Genomic DNA, 23,742 nt, shown 5'->3' on the forward strand with positions numbered 1-23,742 from the left:
GTTATCGCGGACGCAGCGCCAGACCATCCGCAGCGAAAAGATGCAGCCGGTCCGCCGGCGCGGTCAGCGCCACCGCATCGCCGGGTCGCAGACTGCTATTGCCCGGCAGCTTAACGATGACGGGTTCTGGCGTTCCGGCGTCGACGTAGACAATCGCCAGTTCGCCCAGATTCTCGATCACCGAAGCACGGCCGCGAATAAGCGCGGAACCGCTCGCCAGCGTCAGATCTTCGGGGCGCACCCCCAGAACCGTCCCGGCTTCGACCGGCGCAGAAAAGGGTAGATCAATGGCATCACCCTCGACAGCCTTGATCCGGCCATCGTCGACCCGAGTGACCGGCAGGAAATTCATGGCGGGAGAGCCGATGAACCCTGCCACAAAGCGATTGGCCGGGGTGTGATAAAGCTCGAGTGGCGTTCCAACCTGCTCCACGCTGCCTGCCCGCATCACCACGATGCGGTCGGCGAGGGTCATAGCCTCGACCTGATCATGGGTAACGTAGATCATGGTCGTATCGGGCATGGACTGCTTGAGGCGGGCAATCTCGATACGTGTCGCTACACGCAACGCGGCATCGAGATTGGACAGGGGCTCATCGAACAGAAAAACCTTTGGATCGCGCGTAATCGCGCGGCCAATGGCGACGCGCTGGCGCTGGCCACCCGAAAGCTGCTTGGGCAAACGATCAAGCAGAGGCGTGAGCTGCAGCATCTCGGCCGCCCGGTTCACCCGCTGTTCGATCTCGGCCTTCGGTTCCTTGGCCATGCGCATGCCGAAGGACATATTGTCCCTGACAGTCATATGCGGATAGAGCGCGTAGGACTGGAACACCATCGCAATGGCGCGGTCTGCGGGTGGCAGGTCATTAACGACGCGACCGCCGATGGCAATGCTGCCATCTGTAATGTCTTCGAGCCCCGCGATCATGCGCAGCAAAGTGGATTTGCCGCAGCCCGAAGGGCCCACGAAAACCACGAACTCGCCAGCCTCTATGGTAAGGTCGATGCCCTTGAGCACGCTTACGCTGCCATAGGACTTTTTCAGTCCGGAAATCCGCAAATCGGACATTGGCTTCCTCACCTCAAAACTAATATATCGGTATATTGCTATACTGGTAGTGTCAACCGCCCTCGAATGTGTCAAGGTCGGAATCCCACTCGTTTAGGAGACACGATGCCCCGGCCCAGGCGGATCGAAGCGAAGGACAGCATCGATATCGGTGCGATCTTTTCAGCGAGCGACATCAATCCTGCACTCCCCAAGACTGCCCAGGTTTATGACCTCGTGCGGGGCGCCATCGTGTCCCTGGAAATGCCACCAGGCGTGGCGATCAACGAAAAAGAAATTTGCGAGCAGTTGCAGGTCTCCCGCACACCTCTGCGCGAGGCCATCTTGCAGCTCCATGCCGAGAACCTGGTCGATGTCCGCCCCAATGCGGGCACCTTCGTCGCACCGATCGATCTGCGTTACGTGCTCGAAGGACAGCTCGTCCGCGACGCTCTCGAGGTAAAGGTCGTGCGGTTTGCAGCGCGGCGGGTTAGCAAGGCTTTCCTTGCCCGGCTCGACCTCAACATGCATCAGCAAAAGCTGATGGCGACCGATAGCGACTACGACCAGTTCTACGAGCAGGATGAGGCGATGCACCAGCTCATCTGCGAACATGGCGGTTCGCCGCGTATCTGGCGCCTCGTGACCGGCGCCAAGGCCCAGCTCGACCGCGTACGCCGCCTGCAAATGCCTGAGCCCAACCATATGAAAATCGTGCTCGACGAGCATGAAGCCATCGTTGAAGCCATCCGCGCCGGTGACGAAGACACCGCGGCCAAGGCGATGAAGATCCACCTCGACCGGGTCTTCCTCACCATCCGCCACCTGATGACGCAGCGGGCCGAACTGTTCGCGCCCGAAGCCGGACAATTGCTGGAAGAATTCGAACGTTTCTCGCTTTGAGAACCGGCGGCGCGACGGGAGGATTTGCCGCGCCGCCGGCCTCTTACTGCCGGACCTGGAAGGAAAGGTGGACCGGCCGTGTGGCTGAAATTTCGACCCAGATCACCAGATCGCTGCGCTCGGCGCTGTGTCGCCAACCCAGGCGCAGATGCTTGCCCGGCAAAATCGCCTCGCCGTCGATCTCGACGCTGACTTCACCCGGGCAATCGGTAATGATGAAGGCGGGGTTGATGATCGGCGTTTGCGCGCTTCCCATGAGGGTAAACCCTCTTCCCGCGCCCGCGGCCAGAACATAGGCCTTTTCTACCGGATCGAACTGCCCCTTCGCGCCCGAAAGCGGCGCCGGCGAGAGCCAGGCGGCGGCAAGCGGCACCAGATCTTCGACCTTCCGATCGGTCAGCCCATGCAGCATGACGCGCTGGCGCGAGGTTGGCGTCACCTTGTAGTCAGCCCATTCCGAGCCGGTCAGCACCGAAGAATGCGAAGCCCGGTCGGCCGCCACGGCTCGCCGGCCGTCGGATGGAATATCGCTCGTCGGCCAATGATTCCACCAGGGGAACGTCTGCCCCTCGCTCAGGGTCTCGTGATAGTAAGGAGGAAAGAGCGGCGCAGGCTGCGGACCGTCGTCGCGCGTCAGGCAGGGCTCATCCGAAACGATCATATAGGGCCGCTGCGCGGCCTTGGTATTGATCAGCGCGATATTGGCGCGTGGCGGTTCCGGCAGATGCCGTGGCCGGCCATTTTCCCAGGAATAGGTTTTGGCTTCGCCCGCCATATTGGCCAATGTCACCGGCTCGATCTCCAATACATCCTCCGGTCGCTGCCCGGGGCCGAGCACCACGATGGACTCCTGAAATTCGTGCGATTCCATCGGCTGGGTAGAATGGAGCGTGATCGAGCGCGTCGCGGTGCCATCGGGATAGATGGTGTAGACCTCGTCAGAAAAATCCGTCCAGCCGCTCACCGGGTCCTTGCGCGGTCGCACATCGAGCACGTCGACCAGGGCGTAGCGCCAATGCACGACGACACGAGCATCATGGCTTTCGATGATGCGCACATGCGAATAGGCACAGTGCTTGTCCGACATCGGCTCGGCACAGCCGGTGGCGCCATTGCCCCAGGTTTCGTTGAATTCGTTGGTGTACCAGACGCCCTCTCCGCTGACCCAGCAGGGGATGTAATTGGTGCCGCGCCAGAATACGACCCGATAGTCGGCCTCGTCGAAGCGCACCAGAACGTCAGGATGCTCGCCGACGCGCCAGCGCCGATCCCAGCCATCGTAATATTTGAGATGCTCATATGTCGCCCCGAAGCGCCCCTTACCGGCTGGCCCGGCAGGTAGCTTGCGAGGTGCCAGATCGGGCAATTCCGAGGGGCTCCCGACGGACCCAGCAGGAGCCACGCCCGAACCGATTGTGACCGCTTCGATCAGCCCGTCGAAATAAACGGTAATGGGCAGATGCGCGTAGGGGCGGATCGGTCCAGTGGGAATAATCTCATGGCGCGTGCGGCCAATGAGCGCCTCGCTCGCCTCCGATGGCCGATAGGTGCCCGAGACGCTACTCCGTCCGACCTCCTGCCCATCGACAAGGATGCGCATGGCAGTGCCGGGCTCGTATTCGAAGACGACCCGATGCCAACGATAGAGATCAAGCGCCATCTCCCCATTGAGCACATGCAGGCCCGTGCTGGTCACAAGGGTGAAGCGCGGCCGCCCCCTATCGTCAATGGCAATGCTGAAGCCGGATTCACCACCGTCCCGCTCGAGCGTCAAAGCATCGAGAAGCGGGCAGACATTCCAGGGATAGGCGGCAAGCGCCAGATTGACGGCGATATGGAACGAGCCAGCCAAGCCGGTTGGCGCCGGCCCCGACACATAGCCGGAGAAACCGTCGAAGATCAGGGACCGGTCTGCGTCGAGCCCCTTAGCCGCGACGAGATAGCCATGGCGCGTATATTCTGTTTGAGCATCGCCAGCGGTCCAGCGATAGGACGAAGCAGACATGGATATTCCTTGAGAATTATGCCTTGAGCGCGCCTTCGATCAGACCGTTCTGGATCTGGCGGCGGAAGAGCAGGAAGACGATGAGCGGCGGCGCCGTTGCGAGCAGCAGGGCGGCGACCTTGAGATTCATGAGAGCGGCATGGCTGCCCTGGAAGGCCATCATCCCGAGCGTGACGGTGCGCAGCGACTGGTCGTTGAGATAGATCAGCGGCCACATGAAATCGTTGAAGATCCAGATGAAATAGACGATGCCCACTGTCGCCATGGCCGGCTTGGCCAGCGGCAGCATGATGCGGGTGAAGATGTTCCATTCGGACACCCCTTCCACCCGCGCAGCCTCGGCGAGTTCGCGCGGAATGCCGGCGAAATAGGCCCGGAAGAAGAAGATGGCGAAGGGCACCCAGGCGAAATAGGTGAGGATCACCGCCCAATAGGTGTTCACCAGGCCCAGCGTCGCCATGATCTTGAAGCTCGGGACCAGGATCACCTGCGGCGGGATCATCATGCCCGCGAGAAAATAGAGAAACAGCGCCTCGCGGCCGCGGAACTGGAAATGCGCCAGCGCATAGCCGGCGGCGCTGCAAAAGGCGATGAGGCCGGTAACGGAAAGGGCCGTGATGCCCAGCGAGTTGAGATAGAGCCGCGTAAAATTGCCCTGCTGCCAGGCATCGATGAACACCCCAAAATTGGGCGCTGCCGGCAGCGAGAACGGCGACTGGCTGATTTCCGCGGTGGTCTTGAGCGCCGTGGCGATCATCCACAGGAAGGGCAGCACGATCGAGACGGCAAGAGCCAGTAGCAGAAAGTAGGCAGCGATCCGAACGGCGAGTGGAAGCGATTTGAACATGGGCTATGCCGCCTTCTGGCCGCGGCCGGACAGCGCCAGTTGAATGACGCTGACGCAGAGAACGATGACGAAAAGCATCATGGCAATGGCCGTGCCATAGCCTGGATTACCCTTGAGGAAGGCCTCGGAATACATGAAGACGCTCAGAACTTCCGATGCGTGGAACGGACCGCCATTGGTCATGACGACGACGAGATCGAAGAGCAGGAAGGCATTGGTGGTGACGAGCACGATGACCACGGTCAATACCGGCCGCATCAGCGGCAGGGTGATGTGTCGCGTGATATTCCAGGCGCTGGCGCCATCGACGCGCGCCGCTTCGATATAGTCGTTGGGAATGGTCTGGAGCCCGGCCAGCAGCAACAGAATAGCAAAGCCCAATTGCTGCCAGACATAGACCATCATGATCATCGGCAGCGCCGTATCGCGACTGCCCAGCCATTGGTGCTCGGCGACACCCGGCACGCCCAGAGCCGAAAGAGCCGGACCAACCAGACCTACGGTGGGGCTCAGCATCTGCGTGAACAAAAGGCCGATGACCACGCTCGAGAGAACGATGGGGATGAAGAAAATGGTCGAAAAGACCGAATGTCCGCGCGGCCTGGCATTGAGGATCAGCGCATAGGTCATCCCCAGCACGATGATCGCGCAAAGCACCACAGCAACGAACAGCAGATTGTTGCGCAGCGCGTTCCAGAACCAGCGATCGTCGAAAAGCTCGACATAATTAGCCAGTCCCACCCAGCGGATGGAGGCGAGGCTGACCCCGTTCCACTGCGTAAAACTGGACAGGAAGGCCACGACCGCCGGGACGATCCAGAACACGGTATAAAAGGTAAAGGCCGGTAGCAGCAGCCAGATGTGGAACTTGGTCCGGCCCGAACGGCGCACGGCACTTCTCCTCGGCGATAGACGGAAAGGGGGAGGGAGCGGACGGCCGCTCCCTCCCGGATCGGCATTACCAGTTGCGCGAGGCTCGCAGGTCGTCAACGCATTCCTGATGCATGTCGCCGGCATCCTGCGGGCTGAGATCGCCGGTCAGCACCGCGACATTGGCCTCGTTCACATTCTCCTGCATGCACTGCACATCCTCGATCATATCGAGGAAGGGCGAGGCGTTCTGCGCGTTTTCGAGCAAATCGCTCACCTGGCGCAGCATCGGATCCATGGTCCAGGATGACATGTCGTAATTGTAGGGGCTGAGGTCGAAATTTTCTTCCACATAGAGCTTCTGGACTTCCTCGCTGGTGAGGAATTCGAGGAAGCGCTTGGCCGCATCTGCGTCCTTGGTGGTGGAGGGAATGGTGAACAGCAACGAATTGGTGACGATGGCCGTCGGCTCCGGGCTATCGGCAACCGGAGGGAACAGCGTCAGCGCGACATCTTCGGCTCCCGCGCCCTTGGCCATGCCAACGCCCCAGCTGCCCGTGGAATAGAATGGCGCCCGGCCCGAGAAGAACAGGCCTGCCGCCGTGTCGTTATCATCCGAGAGATAGCCGGGGGTGAAATATCCGGCATCGGCCACGGCCTTGAACAATTCCCAGGCGCGCACTGGCTTCTCATCGCTCCATTTGATGTCGGAGGTGACGGAGGGGTCGAGCGTCTGCAGGCCAATACGATCGTATTCGTCCTTGCTCAATACGCCATGCAGGATGTGGTTGAAGTAGTGATTGCCAGTCCACTGATCGCGATCGCCGAAAGCGATGGGCGTAATGCCGGCATCGAGGAAGGTTTGGCTCGCATCCATGAACCCTTCCCAAGTGGCAAGACTAGCCGGGTCGACGCCCTGCTCTTCGAGCATTTTCGGATTGTAATAGAGGATATTGCCAACCTTGAGGCCCCAGAGCACGCCGTAGGACTTGCCGTCGTACTGATACATGGTCTCAAGGCCTGGACGCAGCTTGGCCTCGATCGGTGTGACAAAGTCGGTCAGATCCAGCAGTTGCCCGGACTGGGCGTATTGAAAAGCGTTGGAACCGGCATTGACCTCGGCAATATCGGGCGGCGTGCCGCCGGCAAAGGCCGTGCGCAGCGCGGTTTCATAGGCGGTGTTTTCAAACGCGGTATGTTTGACCACGATGTCGGGATTGGCCGCATTGAACATCTCGACCGCCTTATTGAGCACGGTGGATTCTGGAGGAGCCGAAAGCTCCGACCAGAGATTGAGTTCAACGGTTTGCGCCATTGCCCCGCCCTGGGCGATTGCAAAGGCAACGCCGGCCAGGGCCAGAGCGCGCAAGGTGCGAAGTGTCGTCATGACCGATCGGTCCTCCCTTTCGTATCGGGACTTGGTCCCTCAAATACTAATATATCGGTATATCGGAAACCAGAAGACGTCAAGGCAAAGAGGCGCTCTCGCGCCGACCCCACCACCCGCCGTCGACTACGACAAATTGTCCGGTGATCATCTTGGCACGGTCGGAGGCAAGAAACGCGACGAGTTCGGCAAAGACGCGGTATTCCGCATTCACGGGGCGGGGGTCGGCGCCAGCATGAAGGGCACGGATATTCTAGTCTGGAAGACGGCTCTCGACATTAGCGGCGGTCGCATCGATGCGACTGGCTCGCAATTGCTGTCTTCGGAAAAAGCCCGGATCGCGTCCGCGGGGAACCTAGTCCGATCGGTGGGGAACTGTTCGCCGACGGCGAGATCGTTGTTTCGGGGACCGGCGCACTTTCGAACTCTATGCGCATGCGGCCGGCCGACGGCAATTCCGCAGATTCCCTAAATCTGCCCACCGGCGCGCTTTCCCATCAGCTGGTTGGTGACCCACGCGTAGCGCCGCGAGGTAACGATTGACCGTTGAAAAACGCTCGCGCAGGCCGAGGCACTTGGTTCGAAATATGCCGACATCGAGGTTTAGGCGCCGCCAAAGGCAACGGCGCCAAACAACAACTGCGCGGTATTGTGACCTGCGGCCCTAGGTCTCTTCCAGATATCCGGGATTCTTGCCCACCAAGGGGACGAACGAGCCAAGCCGCATTCACTAGAGAACAATTTCTATTTCTCTAAAGCCGAACAAGAGCGGTCTTAGGGTAGTGGGTTTCCTACTGTGAGGTGTGTTCCGGAATCGATAACGAGCAGTTGCCCGGTAACGCAGCGCGCACCAACGACTAACCATTCGATCATGTCAGCGACGTCATCGGGCGAAGGGATCGTTTTCAGCGGGGCGATGTCAGCAACACGCCGCTTGAAATGCTCATAACTATCAGAATTTTGCCAAGCGAGCGCCCAGTTGGTGTCCACGAAACCCGGACAGATGGCATTGACGCGTATCTCTGGCGCAAGTTCTCGGGCCAATCCTATCGTCAGAGTATTGAGAGCTCCTTTTGATGCGGCATAGGAAAGCGAAGAGCCATCGCCGGTAATCCCTGAATCCGAGGAGACATTGATTATGGTGCCAGCGCCGGAGCGCTTCAGGTGGCGTGCTGCGGCTCGGATCATCTGAAACGCGCCGGTGACGTTGACAGCATTAACTGCCGAAAAGTCATCACTGCTGAGGGCGTCAAGATCATTGGCCGGAACACGACGGGTGACGCCGGCGCAATTTACCAAAATATCGAGACGCCCAAGAGAAGCGACAGTTTCCTCTGCCATATGGCGGCAGTCGGCATCACTGGCGACATTGCCCTTCAGCGTAATGGCATTCACACCCAGAAGCCGGCAACTTTCGGCTACCGCTTCGGCGCCGGCGCTGTTGCGAGAATAGTTGATCGCAACAGAACATCCTATTTCAGCCAGTCTCGCTGCGGCGGTGGCTCCAATGCCTGAGCCACCCCCAGTGATGAGAGCGACGCTCCCCTCGGCACGTTTCATTGCGTTTTCCTATTTGATAGCGCCCTGCGTCAATCCGGCGATGAACTGACGAGAAAGCAATATGTAGAGAAGCGTGATGGGCAACGCAGCAAGGGTCAGCCCAGTAAACAACACGCCCCAGTCCGTCACGAATTCGCCCATGAACACGGTCAGTCCCTGCGGCAGGGTCTTGAGGCTGTCCGAGGTGATCAGGATCAGAGGAAAGAAGAAGTCGTTCCAGATGGGCACGGCATTCTGGATGGCGACGATGACCATGGCCGGGCGGGCCAGCGGCAGCATGACCTGCCACATGATGACCAATTCATTGGCGCCATCGATGCGAGCGCTTTCCTCAAGCTCCTTGGGCAGTGCGCGCAGGAATCCGGTCATAATGAAGACTGCCGAGGGAATGCCCATGGCCGTATAGACCAGGATGAGCCCGGCATAGGTATTGAGCAGGTTGAGCGCATTAAGCTGCAGGAACAGCGGAATGATCGCCAGCTTGAGCGGAACGGTCATGCCCGAAAGGAAGAACATGAGCCAGAGCCCGGAATGGCGGAACTCGTAGCGGGCTATGGCATAGGCCGCCATGGTGCTGACGACCAGGATCAGCGCCACCGAGGCCGTAGTGACCAGCAGCGAATTGCCCATATATTGCAGGAAATTGGTCTCGCTCCAGACCTTTTCCAGATTGGCGAAGTTCAGGCCCTGAGGCAGCGCCAGCGGTGACGAGAAGATCTCCGCATTGGACTTGAACGAGGACATGACCATGACGAAGAGCGGGTAGAGCATGATCACGGCATTAAGCCAGAGCAGGGCCTGAATGGCCCCGTTCTTAAGGCCTTCGCCCTTGTAGGTGGACGGACGCGACGAAGACTGGGCGGGCGAGGTGCTGGTGATATCGGTCATCAGATTTCGATCTCGCGGCTGCGCAGGTACTTGAGGGCAACCACGGTGACAGCGCCCACGAACAGGAACATCAGCACGGCAAGGGCGCTGCCCTGGCCAAAGTCCTGGATACCGCTGGTGACGCTACCGAAGGCGGTGCGGTAGAAATAGAGCGCAAGCACATCGGTGGAGCGGCCGGGCGAGCCTTCCATATCGGCCATCATCAAGGGCAGTTCGAACCAGTTGAAGCTGCCGATGAAGGTGAGCACGGTGACGATGGTGACGCTGGGGGCGATCAGCGGCCAGACGATCTTGGTAAGGATGGTCCAGTCGCCAGCGCCATCGAGGCGGGCGGCTTCGAGCACTTCGCGGCTGATGCGCTGCATGCCGGCCAACAGGACCAAGGTGGGGAAGCCCATCCAGTGCCACACATTGGCAAAGACGATCGAACCCAAGGCAGTGGGTTCACTGCCCAGCCATGCTGGGCCCATGATGCCGAAGAGGCCGAGCGCGGCGTTGACGACGCCGAACAGCGGATGGAGCAGCAGCTTCCAGAGGAAAGCCACGATGACGGCGGATAGCACCACCGGCAGGAAGACAATCACCTGATGCACCCGGTGGCCGGGCAATTCCTTGAGCAGGGCATAGGCAATGAGCAGGGCAAGGCCGTTTTCCAACACCATCAGGGCGAAGAAAACGACGATATTGTGCCAGAGTGCGTTGTAGGTAGCTTCGCGGAAGGGGCTTTGGAACAGCACCTTGTTGAAGTTTTCGAACCACACGAAATCGCCAGGCGTGAGCCCTTCAAATCTGAAAAACGAGAGTTGAAGGGCCGACATCAGCGGCCAGACCACGAAGGTCATCATGATCACGGCCGCTGGCGCCAGAAGGAAAGCGATCCAGAGCGACCGGCGCGACAGGGGGGAGGAGTTGCGGCGCCGTTCGGCTGTCATCTTACTTTCCTTGGAAGGGGGCGAACCAAGTGGCAATGCCGTTGGTCATTTCCACGCCGACTTGTTCGGGCGTCATATCGCCAGCCATCATCTTGGTGATGTTGGCCTGGAGTATTTCGGAGCCAGTGGGCTTGCCGAAGCGGAAATATACCACATTGAGATGCGGCACGGCGGTCTGATTGAGCTCAGCAACGTGGTGTAGGATCGGGTCCGTGATCTCCACGCCATTGATGGGCGAGATATTGCCCAGCGTGTTGGAGAACATGTTGCCGAACTCGGCCGTGCCCATCCAATTGACCAGACGCTCTGCTGCTTCCTTGTTGGGAGAAGCCGCGTTCACCGCATAACCACCGTCATAGAACTTGGACGCATGTGACGCGTCGCCGGCAGATGCGGCGGGCGGAGCGATGAAGTCCATGTTGATGGCAGGGTTGAGCTTGCGATAGTTGGCGATATCGAAGCTGCCGCCGGCCAGCATGGCGGCGCGGCCCGACAGGAATAGCTGCCCAGCGGTGTCATAATCGACGCCGGCATAATTGGGCGGCATGTAGTCGCGCAGTTCGAGCAGCTTGGAAAGCGCGGCGGCGTAACGCGGGTCCTTATAGGTCGTAGCGCCCGTGCTGAGCTCGGCACCGAAATCGGACCCTAGGAACGGGCCGGTGAACACCGAGACAAACATCTCGTTGAACCAGCTAGTGCCCAGACCATTGGCCAGTGGGATGATACCCTGGGCCTTGAGCGCTTCGCTCACGGTCTTGAACTCTTCCCAGGTGGTGGGCGGGGTGAGGCCGGCCTTCTCGAACACGTCCTTATTGATAAACAGGCCCAGCGTCATGGTGGCGAATGGCACCGCATAGACCTGATGGTTTTCGCGGAAGCTCAGCGCTTCGATCGCGTCGGGCGTAAAATTGGCGAGGCTGGGCACGGCAGCCTGATCGAGCGGCTCCAGATAGCCGGAGCGCACGAATTGGTCGAGCCAGCCATAGGCATGGGTATGAATCACGTCGGCAGCCTTGCCGGCGGCAAGGCCCGTCGACACCATGGTGGGATAGGTGTCGTCGGGCAGCGCCTCGAACTTCACGTTGATGTCGGGATTTTCGGCCGTAAACGCGGCGAAGAACTGTTCGTAGGCGGCCTTATCCTCCTGCCGCCAGGTCCAGAAAGTGATGTCCGCAGCGAGAGCTGCATTAGTGACCAGCCCTGCGGTAATCCCCCCGAGCAGAACTGTCCGCACTAGCTTTGCGATAGTCATTGCCTTCTCCATTGGCACCCTTGACGACATCACCAAATCATAGTTTGTAGGCCCTGACTAGATAGTTTGTAATCTTTCCTAACTAAGTAGGTGGCCCTGATGGACCAGTTGGTCGCAGGCATGGATGTCGGCGGCACCAAGACCCAGGTCATGGTGCTGCGTGGCGACGTAGTGATTGCCAATGAAACCGTAGCGACGTCGTCGTGGCGAACATGGCGTGTGGAAGATGACGCGAGGGGCCTCGCCGAATTTGCGCGTCGAGTGGCAGGCGCTCCCCTGCAAGGCCTTGCGGTAGGTGCGCATGGCTGTGACAGCGACGCGCAATGCCGGGCGCTGCAGAAGGCCCTTGAGACCGAGCTGGGCTGCCAGGTCACCGTGGTCAACGACTCCGAACTCCTGGTGCCGGCGGCAGGCTATGTTTCAGGGATCGGGGTCGTTTCGGGCACAGGCTCCATTGCCGTCTCACGCGACGGCGAGGGGCACATGCTCGCTGCCGGCGGGTGGGGCTGGATACTCGGCGATGAAGGCAGTGCAGCAGCCATCGTCCGCGAGGCGGCCAAGGCAGTGCGCGGCGCTATTGACCGCAATCGCCTGGACGATCCGCTCATCGGTTCCATGCTCGCGGCCCTGGGCACAACGGAAGTCACCAAGCTGGGACGACTGCTCAATGAGGTGCGCGGCGCGGCCGAATGGGGTCGCCATGCCAATATGGTGTTCGATGCCGCCAATAACGGCTCAGCGCTAGCACGTCGGGTGATTGTGGAAGGCGCCGAGGCATTGGCAGGACTGGTGCGTATTCTTGTTGATCGCGGCGCCAATAGCTCGATCGTGGTGGCCGGCGGCACTGTCTTCGCCCGACAGGAGCTGCTGTTCGACACCTTCCGTACGGCCGTTCGCACTTTTTCCCCACAGAGCGAAGTCGTGCTCCTCACCGCCGACCCGGTTGTCGGGGCAGCAGCCATGGCCGGCCGTGTCCTCACCGGCCGCCCTGTTCAGCGGGCACTTTAGCAATGGAGACCCATCCCATGAATAAGCGTATCGGATACCGCGACGCTGTGGCCCGGCAAGTCGAGAGCCTGTCCGAAGTTCGCACGGCAGTCGCAGCAGGCCTGAAGGAACTCGACCTCAGCGATTTCAGCGGACATATAGGCCTTGCCGGCATCGGAGCCAGCTATCAGGTTGCCATGCTCGGCGCATCCTATCTGCGCCGCCGCAACATTGCAGCCACGGCCTATTGCCCCACCGACCTCTACGACGCGGTCGACAGCGCAGGCTCCTCCTTCGTCGCGCTCTCGGCATCGGGCCAAAGCCGAGAGATTTCCGAAGTCATGGCAATGCGAGCCCATCTGCCACGCGTCGCGCTGTGCCGGTCGCCGGGCACGCCCCTGGCCCAGTTGACGGGCCGGGAACTTCCCTTTGCCTCGGGCGCCGACAATGGCGCGAGCTCCACGGGCTACACAGGCATGGCGCTGGCCGTCGGCATGCTGGCCGATGCACTGGTAGGCAAAGGGCAGAGCCCCGCATGGGCATCTCTGCCCGCCTTGGTCGGTCAGGTGCTGGCCAACCAAGTCGACAACGCAGCGGCTGCCGCGCACATTCTCGCGCACCGTGCCTCCATTGACATCGTAGGCGCACGGGCCGGCTTTGCCACCGCCGGGGAAGCGGCCATGTTGATCCGCGAGGCAGTGCGCGTACCAGCTTGCGGCTGGGATACGCTGAATTATCTGCATGGACCAATGGAGTCTCAGGACAGCCGCACGGGGGTTATCGCGCTGGGCGATGATCGCGAAACCAAGATCGCGCAGGATATGGCGGAGCTCGGCCCCGCCGTACTGATCACCTCGAGAACTGACATCCCGTCCACAGGCAACCTGGTCGTTATGCAGGTTCCGTCTACCGACAACGAAATCGCCGCCGCCATCCTTGATATCGTCGCCATACAGATGATCACGGGCGATATGCAGGACGCTGCCGGACTGACCAATGTCACTTTCCGCTATCGCCAGGCGGACACAAAGCTCAAGCCATGGTCACCCACGGAAGTCTAGATCAGTGGCGGCAGCGCCACGCTTGGATGGATTGCCTCACCCAGGATAAGGCCCAATCCATAGTCGATGGCCAATTGCACAGCGCCCAGCACGGTTCCGGCATTGCCGAGGCGACTGACCTCGATTTCGGTCGCCCACGTCAGATCGCGCGTTACCTTGCGGACCTCACCCAGCAGCAGGGGGTTCTGACCGACGCCGCCGCCAAGAACCACAAGGCCGGGATCGAGTACACCGACCACGCCGGACAACAGTCGACCGACGTCGGCGGCGTGGCGGAAAACCCAGCTTCTTGCCAGCTCCGAGCCATCTTCCGCCATTTCGAAAAGTTCGCGTGCCGAAAGTGGCGCCGGACCTTCGGACAATGGCCAAGCGACGGCGCAACGCTCGATGAGCGCATCGGACCCCAAATAGTGCTCGAGCCCCTCGCGTTCCGGCACTTCGCTGGTCGACCACGGAAAGGGCAAACGTCCAACTTCACCGGAAGCGCCGTTTACACCGCGGAACAGCTGCCCATTGATGACGATGCCCAGACCGATGCGTACGCCAACCTGCACGAAGGCAAAGGTCGCGCGGTTGCGTCCGGCACCATGCCGCCATTCGCCCAGAGCAGCGCAGTTGACGTTGTTCTCGATGATCACAGGCACGTCGAAATGCGAACGCAGCCCCGCAAGAACCGCCTCGGGCGGGCGGCGCTTATTGAGATGAAGCGGGCTGGTGGCCACGACGCGCGGTACTGCCACAGCAATGGAGCGCAAAACCGATTGGCGCTGGCCAACTGCGGAAATGGCCGAACGCACGACATCCAGTACTGTCGCGGAAATAGTTTCGGTGCTGGCATTCTGCCCGCGCGGCACTTTGGATTCGACGCTGGCCAGTTGTTGACCATCCAGGGCATGCGCCACCGCCCGAATCTGGGCGGCGCCCACATCGACGCCAATGGCATAGCCTGCCTGCGGACCCAGACCATAGACGACTGCGGTCCGGCCCATAGCACCTTTATGCGAACCGGTGGACTGCACCAGACCCAGCGCGCCGAGTTCAGCGATGGCTGCCGACATGGTCGGTTTGGACAGGTTGAGCGTGTCGCCGAGCTGTCGCCGTGTCACTTCTCCGCGAAGCGCCAGAAGGCGCAGCACCGACCTGGAACTCTCCGTCAGGCTGGGGGCATTGGCGGGTGTCATCATCAGGTCGGCCGTCCGGGGCTGGCAAGGTAAAGCATATGAGCACACAACTACAAAACCGGGCAGCGCCAATGACGTCCGATGAGGCCGTGAACCTTCTGCGCGACATCTTTGGGCTGGACGGATCCGCGGATCGACTGCCCAGCGAAGTGGATGACACGTTCCGTATCACCGCTGCCGATGGCAAGCGCTACACGCTCAAGGTCGCTGGCGTCAATGAGCGCGGCGATGTTCTCGCCTTCCAAACCGGCGCGCTGCAACATCTCGAACGCACCGCTCCGCAACTTCCCGTTCCGCGTGTTCGGCGGACGCTCGATGGCGCTGCAATGGCAGAAGTGCCGGTGTCTGGGAAAACGCGATTTGTTCGCCTGCTGGGTTGGCTCGAGGGCATGCCCATGCATGCGATGGCAGGGTCACCCACACAGACGCGTGCTCTTGGCGAGGCCTTGGGGACACTTGACCGCGGCCTGGCCGACTACGAGCGGCCATTTCCCCATTTTGAGCTGCTTTGGGACATCACCCACGCAGCCAGGGTTACCGACTGGACCCAATCGATTGCCGATCCCGCCCTGCGCATGTTGACAGATCGCGCATTCTCAGACGCGACGCTGGATCCCGCGCTTGAGGTCAGGCTGCCCCGCCAGGTCATTCACAACGATATCAACCCGCACAATGTTATCGTCGGAGAGAAAGATGCGGACCAGATTGCGGGCATCATCGACTTCGGGGACCTTATTCAGGCAACCCGCATCAACGATTTGGCGATCGCGCTCTCCTACCAGTTGGGTCAACCAGATGGCCTGGCGCGCGCCGCCGCCATGATCAGCGGATACCGTGGCCAGATCGCATTGACGGCCGATGAGTGCGATGCACTGCGGCCTCGCATCCTGGCGCGTCTGGCGATGACCGTCACGATCACCACGCGACGCGCCGCCGACGATCCGGGGCATGCCGCCTATATTCTGCGCAATCGTCCGGCCTCCATCGCCGGGCTTGAACAGCTTGCCACCCTGTCGCCGCGAGCCTGGGACACTATTCTCGAAGGAAATCTGCCATGAACGACAAGGCCATGATCAATGCTTTTGGCCAAGCCGATTTCTCGCGCCTCTCCGCTGCCGAACAGGCGCTTGTCGCGCGCCGCGAACGCGTGCTTGGTCCGGCCTATCGCCTCTTTTACGAACGGCCGGTGGAGTTCGTACGCGGCGAAGGCACCTGGCTTTTTGACCGCGACGGTGAGGCCTACCTAGACGCCTACAACAACGTGGCCTCCGTCGGCCACGCCAATCCGCGCGTTGTCGCTGCCATGACCGATCAAGCAGCGCGGCTCAATACGCATACGCGCTATCTCAACGAAGGCCTGCTCGACTATGCCGAGCGTCTCGTGGCCACGCTGCCGAGCGAACTGAGCCAGGTCACCTTTACCTGCACCGGCAGCGAAGCCAACGACTTGGCCTGGCGCGTGGCCCGGGCGCGCACCGGCGGCACCGGGATTATCGTCACGTCCCTGGCCTATCACGGCGTGACCGACGCGGTCGCCGCCTACTCGCCCTCGCTGGGCGCGGCTTCGCCACTAGGCGCCCATGTGCGCACCGTGTCCGCGCCGAGCCTCTATCGCCAAAGGGACGATGTGGGCGCCCGTTTCGCCGCTGACGTCCGTGCGGCCATCGCTGATCTTCAAAGGCATGGTTTGCACCCGGCCATGCTGATCGTTGACACGATCTTTTCCAGCGACGGAGTCCTGGCCGACCCCCCGGGCTTTCTCACGGAAGCTGCTGCGGCAATACGGGAGGCCGGTGGCCTCTTCGTTGCAGACGAAGTGCAACCCGGTTTCGGCCGCACCGGTGATGCCATGTGGGGCTTCGCGCGTCATGGTCTTGTGCCGGATCTGGTGACCATGGGCAAACCAATGGGCAATGGCTATCCCGTCGCCGCTCTGGTTGGGCGTCCCGATGTACTCGCGCCATTTGGCCAGAACATCCGCTACTTCAATACATATGGCGGAACGCCTGTCGCTATCGCGGCCGCCGGTGCGGTGCTCGACGAGATCGAGGAGCGAAACTTGATGCTCTCTGCCCAGGCAGTGGGCCGGCTCCTGCGAGGCGACATTGCCGCCATTGGCAATGCTGCCATCGGTGATGTCAGGGGGGCGGGCCTTTTCATCGGTGTCGAAATTGTCGGACCTGATGGCGAACCAGATGCGGTGCTCACCGGCCGCATCGTCAACGGCATGCGGGAGCGGCGTGTGCTGATCAGTGCTTCTGGCCCCTCGGCCAATGTACTCAAGATTCGGCCCCCTATGGTGTTCGATGCCGGCAATGCCGAGCAGTTCACCGCCACCCTGGCCCAGGTTCTCAAGGAAAACACGTGATGCTGTACCTGCCGCCCCTGCTAGCAAGTAGCGAACTGGAGTCCTTGACGCGCACCGATCTTTTCATCGGCGGCGCCTGGCGCATCGGCAGCGCCGATCGCATCCCCGTCATCGACCCCTCAACGGCCAATACGATCACCGAAGTCGCCGGAGCAAGCACGGCCGATGCGCTGGAGGCCGTCGAGGCGGCTCATGCCGCAGCGGCGAACTGGGCGGCGACGCCCCCACGCCGCCGCAGTGAAATCCTGCAGCGCGGTTTCATGCTCATGATCGAGCATGCAGAGCAACTGGCCCAGCTCATCAGCCTCGAAAACGGCAAGACGCTGACCGATGCGCGCGGCGAAGTCACCTATGCGGCCGAATTCTTCCGCTGGTTTGCCGAAGAAGCCGTGCGCATGGGCGGCGAGACGGGCATCGCACCGGCAGGCACCAACCGCATGCTGGTGCAATACCAACCCATTGGCGTCAGCATACTCATTACGCCGTGGAATTTTCCCGCGGCCATGGCCACGCGCAAGCTCGGCCCAGCCTTGGCGGCCGGCTGCACCTGCGTGCTCAAGCCCGCCAACGAAACCCCGCTCACCGCCTTTGCCATCGTGGCCCTGCTCGAAGAGGCCGGACTGCCGCCAGGCGTGGTCAATGTCGTGACGACCGTGGACCCAGCCGCATCGGTTTCGGCAATGCTCCATCACCCGAAGGTGCGCAAACTCTCCTTCACCGGATCAACGCAGGTGGGCCGCCTCCTTCTCAAGGAAGCTGCCGATACCGTGTTGAGTTGTTCGATGGAGCTTGGTGGCAATGCACCATTCATCGTTCTCGATGACGCTGACCTCGACGCCGCTGTCGAAGGCGCGATGCTCGCCAAAATGCGGAACGGCGGCGAAGCCTGTACGGCCGCCAACCGCTTTATCGTACATGCCAGCCTGGCTGCCCGTTTCGCTGACGCTCTGGCCAAACGCATGAGCCGCCTCCAACTCGGCCCTGGCTATGACCCCGCTTCCGGGCTTGGGCCCATGATAAACCGGCGAGCCGCCAATCGTATCGCCGAAACGGTTGATGCCGCCAAGGCGAGTGGCGGCCGGCTCCTGACCGGCGGAGACGCGGCGCGAGACTGCTACTATCCGGCAACCGTCATTGTCGATGTACCGCCATCAAGCACCCTAGTTCGCGAAGAAATATTCGGGCCTGTCGCGTCGATCCTCTCCTTCGAGACCGACGATGAGGCCATCGCCCTCGCCAACGACACCGAATACGGCCTGGCGTCTTACCTCTATGCCGGCGATCTGCGCAGGGGCCTTGCCTTGGCCGACCGCATCGAGGCAGGCATGGTGGGACTCAATCGCGGGCTGGTATCAGACCCGGCAGCGCCCTTCGGTGGCGTCAAGCAAAGCGGCCTAGGACGTGAGGGCGCTCATCACGGCATCCTCGAATTCTGCGAAACCAAATATGTGGCGGTCCAGTGGTGATGCGCCACCGCCCCCTCAACTCCACTTGCAATCTTCAAGCCGGCCCTGCGGCCAAGTCCACGCCGGCCATTTCAGAAAGGAACGACAAATGGCAGGCGTAACCATCTCGCGCGTAAGCAAGCATTACGGTCAGCTCGAGATCCTCAAATCAGTCTCGACCGACATTGCAGACGGCGAATTCGTTGTCCTGGTTGGCCCGTCCGGCTGTGGTAAATCCACACTCCTACGCATGCTCGCCGGCCTGGAGAGCATTACCGGCGGCGAAATCTATATCGGTGATCGTCTCGTCAACGATCTTCCGCCAAAGGATCGCGACATTGCCATGGTGTTCCAGAACTACGCGCTTTATCCGCACATGACCGTTGCGGAGAACATGGCCTTCTCGTTGAAACTCAAGGGCATCGAGAAGCAGCTTCGCGACAGCAAGATCAAGTCGGCGGCCGAGATTTTGGGCCTCTCCAACCTGCTCGATCGTTACCCGCGTCAACTCTCGGGCGGCCAGCGTCAGCGCGTGGCCATGGGGCGCGCCATCGTGCGGGACCCGCAAGTCTTTCTATTCGACGAACCGCTCAGCAATCTGGACGCCAAGTTGCGCGTCCAGGTGCGATCCGAAATCAAGGAAATGCACCAGCGTCTGGGCACTACCACCATCTATGTGACCCATGATCAGATCGAAGCCATGACCATGGCTGACAAGATCGTGGTAATGCGTGAAGGCAATATCGAGCAGATCGGCTCTCCGCTTGATCTCTATGATCGGCCAGCCAATCTTTTCGTTGCCGGCTTCATCGGCTCCCCCGCCATGAATTTCCTCTCGGGCTCCCCACTGCCTGACGGCTTCTCTCTTGGTGCTGGCATCGCCTTGCCTTTTTCGGCGGCGCAAACCACTCGAACGCTGGGCATTCGTCCCGAGCACGTGCGGCTCGATCCCAACGGCATCCGTGCTACCGTGATACTCATTGAACCGACCGGCGCGGAAACTCAGATCGTGGTGCGGCTGGGAGAGCAAACCGTCACTGCGGCATTGCGCGAAAGGATCAATGTCAGGCCCGGCGACACGCTCCATATCAGCATGGATGTCGAGCAGATTCACCAGTTCGATACAGACGGAAAACGAACCATATGACGATGAGCGATGTACTGCTTGCCTGATTACCGCATTTAGGATCGGCGATGCCAAACGGCGTCGTCGATCGTCGTTAGGGGCGCTGGCTGCGCGTGCGGAACCGCTTCGTGGAACTATGGGGCGCTCAGTCTTATCTTGATCCACTTCGGTATGGTCGAAACGTTCGAGTCATGGCAGGGCCGATGATTTCCCGCCCTATATCGCCATTACCATTGTCGGCCAGATCATCGTTGCCGCGATGATGCATTTCGAGATGTCGGCGCCGCTCTCGCCCATGATGTATATGGTCACCATGCTGCCGGCGGCGATCATCCTGTCACTGGCCTTCCTTCGGCCGGTGAAGGGCTTTGTGGTGGGGATGCAATGGGCGACTAAGATGCATGGCTTTGCCACAGCGAATGCTTAGCCAAACGTGCCCGCATCGCGGTGCGGAAAGGCCAATTCAAAATCGTGCTCGTTCTAGCGTTTAATCGAAGAGATGGGCAACGCCTGCCAGGTTTCCTGTGAGCGTTGTCCGTCCAGACTTTCTGCCGTTATCACAATTGTGCATCCATCGTCGGGCACGTCGACCTGGGCCACGTGGGCAAGTATGTGACTGGATACTGGGGTGAATGGTCCCGCCGGGCTGGTGGCCTTGGCAAGGCTGTAGCGCGCGAAGCCTTCGGCCGGCGCCCAGCCGAGAATGACCTGCCTGTGCCCATTGAGACCTCTACACTCTTCGGCGAATCGCACCTCCGGCCGCGTGGGCGCGCCAGACTTCGGGGCAATGAGCAGCAGGTGAACGGAAGGCAACTCGAGGATCAGGTCGAGCTGCAAGCGGCCGTCGGCCCTACCGCCTCCCATTGCGAGTGGTTCGCCCAGGACGCGCAGGCGCGCCAGTTGCTCGTCACTGGGCTCGGCAGGCGCCCCCATGCTTTCCCAGGCACCGAAGGCAAGGTCGCCACTCAACGCATGAAGGGCATAGCTATATTGGCCCGGCGGCAGAGCGAGGTCGAGATGTACCGCCTCTTCGCCCGACGCGCGAATACGGTCGACGCTGTTGTAGAGAAGAATTGCAATCCGGCCATCGCTATGGCGGGTAGGGATGACGCCAAGACGGTCACCCACGGGGCTATAGGCAAGGCGCTCTTCACCCAGCAGGCCCATCATGTCCATGACCGCCTGGGAAGGCTTCTTGACCATGGAGAAACGTGACTCGACCGGCTCTGTGCCAAGAGCAGACTGGTCCGTGACGAATTCGTGCTGGGCTTTGGTGTAAACCTTCGAGCCGAAATAGGCGAGTTGGGTGCGGTGACCCCAGGTGCCAATGAAGCCATTGTCATTGGCGAGCAGCTCATAATCGACACCGGCATCATCGACCATCAGCTTCTGGTGCTGGTCGATGATGCGCGCCATAAGGGCGGCGACATAGCTCGTGGCGTTCCAGCTATGGGTATCGCGCCAGCCCACCTGCGGGTCGCATTCATTGTTGACGATGGGCACATGGGCAAGGCGAGGGTGATGCTGCCTTATATGCTCTACTGCCAGCATTTCGCGTTGGCAGATGCCGAGGCTATCCGGGGTCAACTCCTCGAGATGCTGCTGCACGCCCTTTTCATGAATGGAGATGAAATCGAGGCGCGGCGGGCCATCGCCGCTGACGGCGCTCACCCCGCTATCGCAATGGGCGATGAAGGCCTTGAACATGTCGGACATGGTGCGCGCCGTGCCCGGTCCGCCGATACGCAGACCGGGATCGACCGCGTCGATGCCGGCGACGCATGCGTCGTAATAGTTGAGAAAGCCGCGCTCGCCATGTTGCCACCACGGCAAGTCGGGCTCATTCCAAGTTTCGAAATACCATTTTTTCACCTCTTCCGCGCCGTAGCGGCTCACGAAGCGCTCGACGAGAGCGGTGACGAAATCGCGCCAGAGCAGGATGTCGTCTTTTTCCGTAAAGCAGGTGAAGACGCCAGAGGGATTGCCCATGATTTCGAAGAAGGGCCGGAAGCCGAACTCGACCATGGTGTCCATGGCCTTGTCGAGCAGCGTCCAATCATAGGTTATGCGCTGGCCATGGCGGCTGGCGCGCACCAGTTCGAGCATGAAATGGGGGCGCAGGAATTCGACGCCATGGCCCGGCGCCCCGCTGACAATGGCGAGCGTGGCGCGCATTTCGGGGGTGAGAAGCAGTTCGCCGGGGGAAAAACCACTGGCGCGCCAGAAGCGCTTGAAGGGCTTGGAGGGGCCGGCGGCGTCAATCTGAATGGATGTCATGGAAAACTCACAAGGCGGCCAGGATGCCGCCATCGACATAGACAACCTGTCCATTGACGAAATTGGAGGCGGGGGAGGCGAGGAAGACGGCTGTTCCGACCAGTTCTTCGGGCTGGCCCCAGCGGCCCGCCGGGGTGCGGGCGCGCACGAAACCGTCGAATTCGGCGTCATCGATAAGGGCGCGGTTCATGTCGGTGACAAAATAGCCAGGACCAATGCCGTTGACCTGGATATTGCTGGCGGCCAGTTCGGTGGCCATGGTGCGCGTCAACATCTTGAGCGCGCCCTTCATGGTCGCATAGGGGGCGATTGTGCGCCGCCCCACTTCGCTCATCAGCGAGCAGATATTAATGATCTTGCCGCCGCCCCGCGCGATCATCCCGGGAATGACGGCCTGCGAGGGCAGGACCGCGCCCATGACATGGGTGTCGAACATGGTCCGCCAAGTGTCGGGCATATGCTCGACAAAGGGGGCGCGGATCTGGATACCGGCATTGTTGACCAGCACATCGACCTGACCGAGGCCGGCAAATGCCGCTTCGACCGCATCCGGGCGGGTGATGTCCGCAACGAGGCCATCGGCGGTAAAGCCTTCGGCGCGGAGGCTACTTACAGCCGCGTCAAGCGCTTCGGCATTGCGGCCATTGAGGGTGACGCGCGCGCCGGCGCCGGCAAGGCCGCGGGCCATGGCAAAACCGAGGCCTCGGCTCGCTCCGGTCAGGACAACGTGGCGGCCCGAGAGGTCGAACAGTTTTAGGGTGTCGCTCATTTGAACTTGTCGCGCATGGCCTGGATGCCGGGAAAGGCGTCCATCAGATAGTGGTGGCGCGGGTCGAAGCGCTGCACCAGACCCCGCTGATGCCGACCGACAAGAATGGTGAAGATGTAGCCCCGGTGGCCCGGCGAGGTCGAGGTGGGGTGATAGCCCTTGTCGAGAAGGAAAGTGTCGCCATTGCGGGTAACGAGATTGCGCGGGGCACCGTCGGCCTCATAGACGATCTGGCTGCCAAAGCCAGCTTCGGGCAGGAAGCGGTAGTGATAGAGTTCCTCATGGTCGGTTTCGACGCCGGCCTCCTCGGTATCATGCTTGTGGGGCGGGTAGCCCGACCAGCAGCCGGGATCGGCATAGAGTTCGCTGACCAGCAGGCGGCCGACACGGCCGGTCTGGCGCTGGCCGAGAATGTGGAAGATTTTACGCCGGGTATGGGTTTCGGGCGAGCCGACATCCACCGGATCGACCTCTTCGGGCGCGATGCGAAAGGCAGCGAGCTTTTCGTCGGTGATGCCGCCGGCAATGGCGATTTCGGCGGAAGGGCTGCGGGCCGCGATTGTGACTGCCGCGCCGAGCGGAGCATAAACCGAATCGGCTTCGCCGGACCAGATGTCCGCCCGCTGCCCAACGGCGGAGAACACCTTGCCATCCACTGAAATGTCGACCTGGCCTGACATGACGACCACCAGGGATTCGTGGCGCGGCAGGGCATAATTATGGGTGTCGTCGCGCGGAAGGGTCACGCGGTTGAAATAGACCAGGTCGAGCGTGTCGTTGTCCTGATCGACAATGGGCGCATTGGCATTGTCATAGGCGGTGATGAGTTTGGCCAT

Annotated in this window: 21 protein-coding genes and 1 pseudogene; 8 read left to right on the forward strand and 14 right to left on the reverse strand. The window is 61.0% G+C overall.

Translation table 11 applies throughout. From position 1 onward, the window contains the following. Position 1: 1 nt before the first annotated feature. Positions 2-1,069, reverse strand: a complete 1,068-nt coding sequence (locus JP75_RS17555) for an ABC transporter ATP-binding protein (RefSeq protein ID WP_035085530.1) — start codon at positions 1,067-1,069, stop codon at positions 2-4. A gap of 105 nt (positions 1,070-1,174) precedes the next feature. On the opposite strand from JP75_RS17555, the gene JP75_RS17560 reads away from it, so the two are divergent. After that, complete coding sequence (locus tag JP75_RS17560; RefSeq protein WP_035085531.1) at positions 1,175-1,951, forward strand: GntR family transcriptional regulator; 777 nt, start codon at positions 1,175-1,177, stop codon at positions 1,949-1,951. 43 nt (positions 1,952-1,994) lie between these two features. On the opposite strand, the gene JP75_RS17565 is transcribed toward JP75_RS17560, so the two are convergent. The 9 genes from JP75_RS17565 to JP75_RS17605 all read right to left on the reverse strand — a co-directional run bounded on the left by JP75_RS17565 (position 1,995) and on the right by JP75_RS17605 (position 11,692). Further along, positions 1,995-3,956 (reverse strand): LamG-like jellyroll fold domain-containing protein, encoded by a 1,962-nt coding sequence (locus JP75_RS17565; protein WP_035085532.1) that lies wholly within the window; start codon positions 3,954-3,956, stop codon positions 1,995-1,997. Between the two features lie 16 nt (positions 3,957-3,972). Continuing rightward, positions 3,973-4,803: a carbohydrate ABC transporter permease gene (locus tag JP75_RS17570; RefSeq protein ID WP_051960855.1), complete on the reverse strand. Its 831-nt coding sequence runs from the start codon at positions 4,801-4,803 to the stop codon at positions 3,973-3,975. A gap of 3 nt (positions 4,804-4,806) precedes the next feature. After that, on the reverse strand, positions 4,807-5,694 hold the full coding sequence (locus tag JP75_RS17575) for a carbohydrate ABC transporter permease (protein WP_051960856.1): 888 nt from the start codon (positions 5,692-5,694) through the stop codon (positions 4,807-4,809). A 67-nt stretch (positions 5,695-5,761) separates the two neighbouring features. Further along, on the reverse strand, positions 5,762-7,060 hold the full coding sequence (locus tag JP75_RS17580) for an ABC transporter substrate-binding protein (protein WP_035085533.1): 1,299 nt from the start codon (positions 7,058-7,060) through the stop codon (positions 5,762-5,764). 79 nt (positions 7,061-7,139) lie between these two features. Continuing rightward, entirely contained in the window at positions 7,140-7,274 is a 135-nt protein-coding gene (locus tag JP75_RS27390; protein ID WP_201772950.1) for an SDR family oxidoreductase, read from the reverse strand. Between the two features lie 560 nt (positions 7,275-7,834). Beyond that, positions 7,835-8,620 carry an SDR family NAD(P)-dependent oxidoreductase gene (locus JP75_RS17590; protein ID WP_035085537.1) on the reverse strand — a complete coding sequence of 262 codons (786 nt, stop codon included), beginning with the start codon at positions 8,618-8,620 and terminating at the stop codon, positions 7,835-7,837. A 9-nt stretch (positions 8,621-8,629) separates the two neighbouring features. Beyond that, positions 8,630-9,508 carry a carbohydrate ABC transporter permease gene (locus JP75_RS17595; protein WP_035085538.1) on the reverse strand — a complete coding sequence of 293 codons (879 nt, stop codon included), beginning with the start codon at positions 9,506-9,508 and terminating at the stop codon, positions 8,630-8,632. Next, entirely contained in the window at positions 9,508-10,440 is a 933-nt protein-coding gene (locus JP75_RS17600; RefSeq protein ID WP_035085540.1) for a carbohydrate ABC transporter permease, read from the reverse strand. The genes JP75_RS17595 and JP75_RS17600 overlap by 1 nt, the downstream gene beginning before the upstream one ends. A 1-nt stretch (position 10,441) precedes the next feature. Next, a complete protein-coding gene (locus JP75_RS17605; RefSeq protein WP_035085542.1) occupies positions 10,442-11,692 on the reverse strand; it encodes an extracellular solute-binding protein in 1,251 nt (416 codons plus the stop codon). 99 nt (positions 11,693-11,791) lie between these two features. On the opposite strand from JP75_RS17605, the gene JP75_RS17610 reads away from it, so the two are divergent. After that, complete coding sequence (locus tag JP75_RS17610) at positions 11,792-12,700, forward strand: N-acetylglucosamine kinase (protein WP_035085543.1); 909 nt, start codon at positions 11,792-11,794, stop codon at positions 12,698-12,700. A gap of 17 nt (positions 12,701-12,717) precedes the next feature. After that, positions 12,718-13,740 carry an SIS domain-containing protein gene (locus JP75_RS17615; RefSeq protein ID WP_051960857.1) on the forward strand — a complete coding sequence of 341 codons (1,023 nt, stop codon included), beginning with the start codon at positions 12,718-12,720 and terminating at the stop codon, positions 13,738-13,740. On the opposite strand, the gene JP75_RS17620 is transcribed toward JP75_RS17615, so the two are convergent. Next, positions 13,737-14,924 carry an ROK family transcriptional regulator gene (locus JP75_RS17620; protein WP_244446341.1) on the reverse strand — a complete coding sequence of 396 codons (1,188 nt, stop codon included), beginning with the start codon at positions 14,922-14,924 and terminating at the stop codon, positions 13,737-13,739. The genes JP75_RS17615 and JP75_RS17620 overlap by 4 nt on opposite strands. A 68-nt stretch (positions 14,925-14,992) precedes the next feature. Here JP75_RS17620 and JP75_RS17625 point away from each other — a divergent pair, with 68 nt between their 5' ends. The 5 genes and pseudogenes from JP75_RS17625 to JP75_RS25950 all read left to right on the forward strand — a co-directional run. Next, positions 14,993-15,979 carry a phosphotransferase gene (locus tag JP75_RS17625; protein ID WP_051960858.1) on the forward strand — a complete coding sequence of 329 codons (987 nt, stop codon included), beginning with the start codon at positions 14,993-14,995 and terminating at the stop codon, positions 15,977-15,979. Further along, positions 15,976-17,289 (forward strand): aspartate aminotransferase family protein, encoded by a 1,314-nt coding sequence (locus JP75_RS17630; RefSeq protein ID WP_035085546.1) that lies wholly within the window; start codon positions 15,976-15,978, stop codon positions 17,287-17,289. The genes JP75_RS17625 and JP75_RS17630 overlap by 4 nt, the downstream gene beginning before the upstream one ends. Beyond that, on the forward strand, positions 17,289-18,755 hold the full coding sequence (locus JP75_RS17635) for an NAD-dependent succinate-semialdehyde dehydrogenase (RefSeq protein ID WP_051960859.1): 1,467 nt from the start codon (positions 17,289-17,291) through the stop codon (positions 18,753-18,755). Before JP75_RS17630 ends, JP75_RS17635 begins: the two co-directional genes overlap by 1 nt. 88 nt (positions 18,756-18,843) lie before the next feature. Continuing rightward, positions 18,844-19,881: an ABC transporter ATP-binding protein gene (locus JP75_RS17640; protein WP_035085548.1), complete on the forward strand. Its 1,038-nt coding sequence runs from the start codon at positions 18,844-18,846 to the stop codon at positions 19,879-19,881. A gap of 178 nt (positions 19,882-20,059) precedes the next feature. Then, positions 20,060-20,287, forward strand: a pseudogene (locus JP75_RS25950) (DUF983 domain-containing protein); the annotation flags it as partial. Positions 20,288-20,340: 53 nt separating this feature from the next. Here JP75_RS25950 and JP75_RS17650 read toward each other — a convergent pair. From JP75_RS17650 to JP75_RS17660, 3 genes are read right to left on the reverse strand one after another with little or no spacing between them, the layout of a single operon-like run. Continuing rightward, positions 20,341-22,137, reverse strand: coding sequence for a GH39 family glycosyl hydrolase (locus JP75_RS17650; protein ID WP_160194713.1), 1,797 nt, complete (start codon positions 22,135-22,137; stop codon positions 20,341-20,343). A gap of 7 nt (positions 22,138-22,144) precedes the next feature. Beyond that, positions 22,145-22,906: an SDR family oxidoreductase gene (locus JP75_RS17655; RefSeq protein ID WP_035085550.1), complete on the reverse strand. Its 762-nt coding sequence runs from the start codon at positions 22,904-22,906 to the stop codon at positions 22,145-22,147. Continuing rightward, on the reverse strand, positions 22,903-23,742 hold the full coding sequence (locus tag JP75_RS17660) for a 5-deoxy-glucuronate isomerase (protein ID WP_035085552.1): 840 nt from the start codon (positions 23,740-23,742) through the stop codon (positions 22,903-22,905). The genes JP75_RS17655 and JP75_RS17660 overlap by 4 nt, the downstream gene beginning before the upstream one ends.

The sequence above is a fragment of the Devosia riboflavina genome, assembly GCF_000743575.1.
Classification (GTDB): domain Bacteria; phylum Pseudomonadota; class Alphaproteobacteria; order Rhizobiales; family Devosiaceae; genus Devosia; species Devosia riboflavina.

What these genes read in the sequence shown, in the direction of transcription:
- JP75_RS17595 (WP_035085538.1), bottom strand. Translation starts at nt 9,508, where the DNA reads ATGACCGATATCACCAGCACCTCGCCCGCCCAGTCTTCGTCGCGTCCG.
- JP75_RS17635 (WP_051960859.1), top strand. Translation starts at nt 17,289, where the DNA reads ATGCTGTACCTGCCGCCCCTGCTAGCAAGTAGCGAACTGGAGTCCTTG.
- JP75_RS17600 (WP_035085540.1), bottom strand. Translation starts at nt 10,440, where the DNA reads ATGACAGCCGAACGGCGCCGCAACTCCTCCCCCCTGTCGCGCCGGTCG.
- JP75_RS17650 (WP_160194713.1), bottom strand. Translation starts at nt 22,137, where the DNA reads ATGACATCCATTCAGATTGACGCCGCCGGCCCCTCCAAGCCCTTCAAG.
- JP75_RS17660 (WP_035085552.1), bottom strand. Translation starts at nt 23,742, where the DNA reads ATGGCCAAACTCATCACCGCCTATGACAATGCCAATGCGCCCATTGTC.
- JP75_RS17630 (WP_035085546.1), top strand. Translation starts at nt 15,976, where the DNA reads ATGAACGACAAGGCCATGATCAATGCTTTTGGCCAAGCCGATTTCTCG.
- JP75_RS17625 (WP_051960858.1), top strand. Translation starts at nt 14,993, where the DNA reads ATGACGTCCGATGAGGCCGTGAACCTTCTGCGCGACATCTTTGGGCTG.
- JP75_RS17640 (WP_035085548.1), top strand. Translation starts at nt 18,844, where the DNA reads ATGGCAGGCGTAACCATCTCGCGCGTAAGCAAGCATTACGGTCAGCTC.
- JP75_RS17580 (WP_035085533.1), bottom strand. Translation starts at nt 7,060, where the DNA reads ATGACGACACTTCGCACCTTGCGCGCTCTGGCCCTGGCCGGCGTTGCC.
- JP75_RS17570 (WP_051960855.1), bottom strand. Translation starts at nt 4,803, where the DNA reads ATGTTCAAATCGCTTCCACTCGCCGTTCGGATCGCTGCCTACTTTCTG.
- JP75_RS17590 (WP_035085537.1), bottom strand. Translation starts at nt 8,620, where the DNA reads ATGAAACGTGCCGAGGGGAGCGTCGCTCTCATCACTGGGGGTGGCTCA.
- JP75_RS17620 (WP_244446341.1), bottom strand. Translation starts at nt 14,924, where the DNA reads ATGATGACACCCGCCAATGCCCCCAGCCTGACGGAGAGTTCCAGGTCG.
- JP75_RS17565 (WP_035085532.1), bottom strand. Translation starts at nt 3,956, where the DNA reads ATGTCTGCTTCGTCCTATCGCTGGACCGCTGGCGATGCTCAAACAGAA.
- JP75_RS17555 (WP_035085530.1), bottom strand. Translation starts at nt 1,069, where the DNA reads ATGTCCGATTTGCGGATTTCCGGACTGAAAAAGTCCTATGGCAGCGTA.
- JP75_RS17560 (WP_035085531.1), top strand. Translation starts at nt 1,175, where the DNA reads ATGCCCCGGCCCAGGCGGATCGAAGCGAAGGACAGCATCGATATCGGT.
- JP75_RS17610 (WP_035085543.1), top strand. Translation starts at nt 11,792, where the DNA reads ATGGACCAGTTGGTCGCAGGCATGGATGTCGGCGGCACCAAGACCCAG.
- JP75_RS17655 (WP_035085550.1), bottom strand. Translation starts at nt 22,906, where the DNA reads ATGAGCGACACCCTAAAACTGTTCGACCTCTCGGGCCGCCACGTTGTC.
- JP75_RS17615 (WP_051960857.1), top strand. Translation starts at nt 12,718, where the DNA reads ATGAATAAGCGTATCGGATACCGCGACGCTGTGGCCCGGCAAGTCGAG.
- JP75_RS17605 (WP_035085542.1), bottom strand. Translation starts at nt 11,692, where the DNA reads ATGACTATCGCAAAGCTAGTGCGGACAGTTCTGCTCGGGGGGATTACC.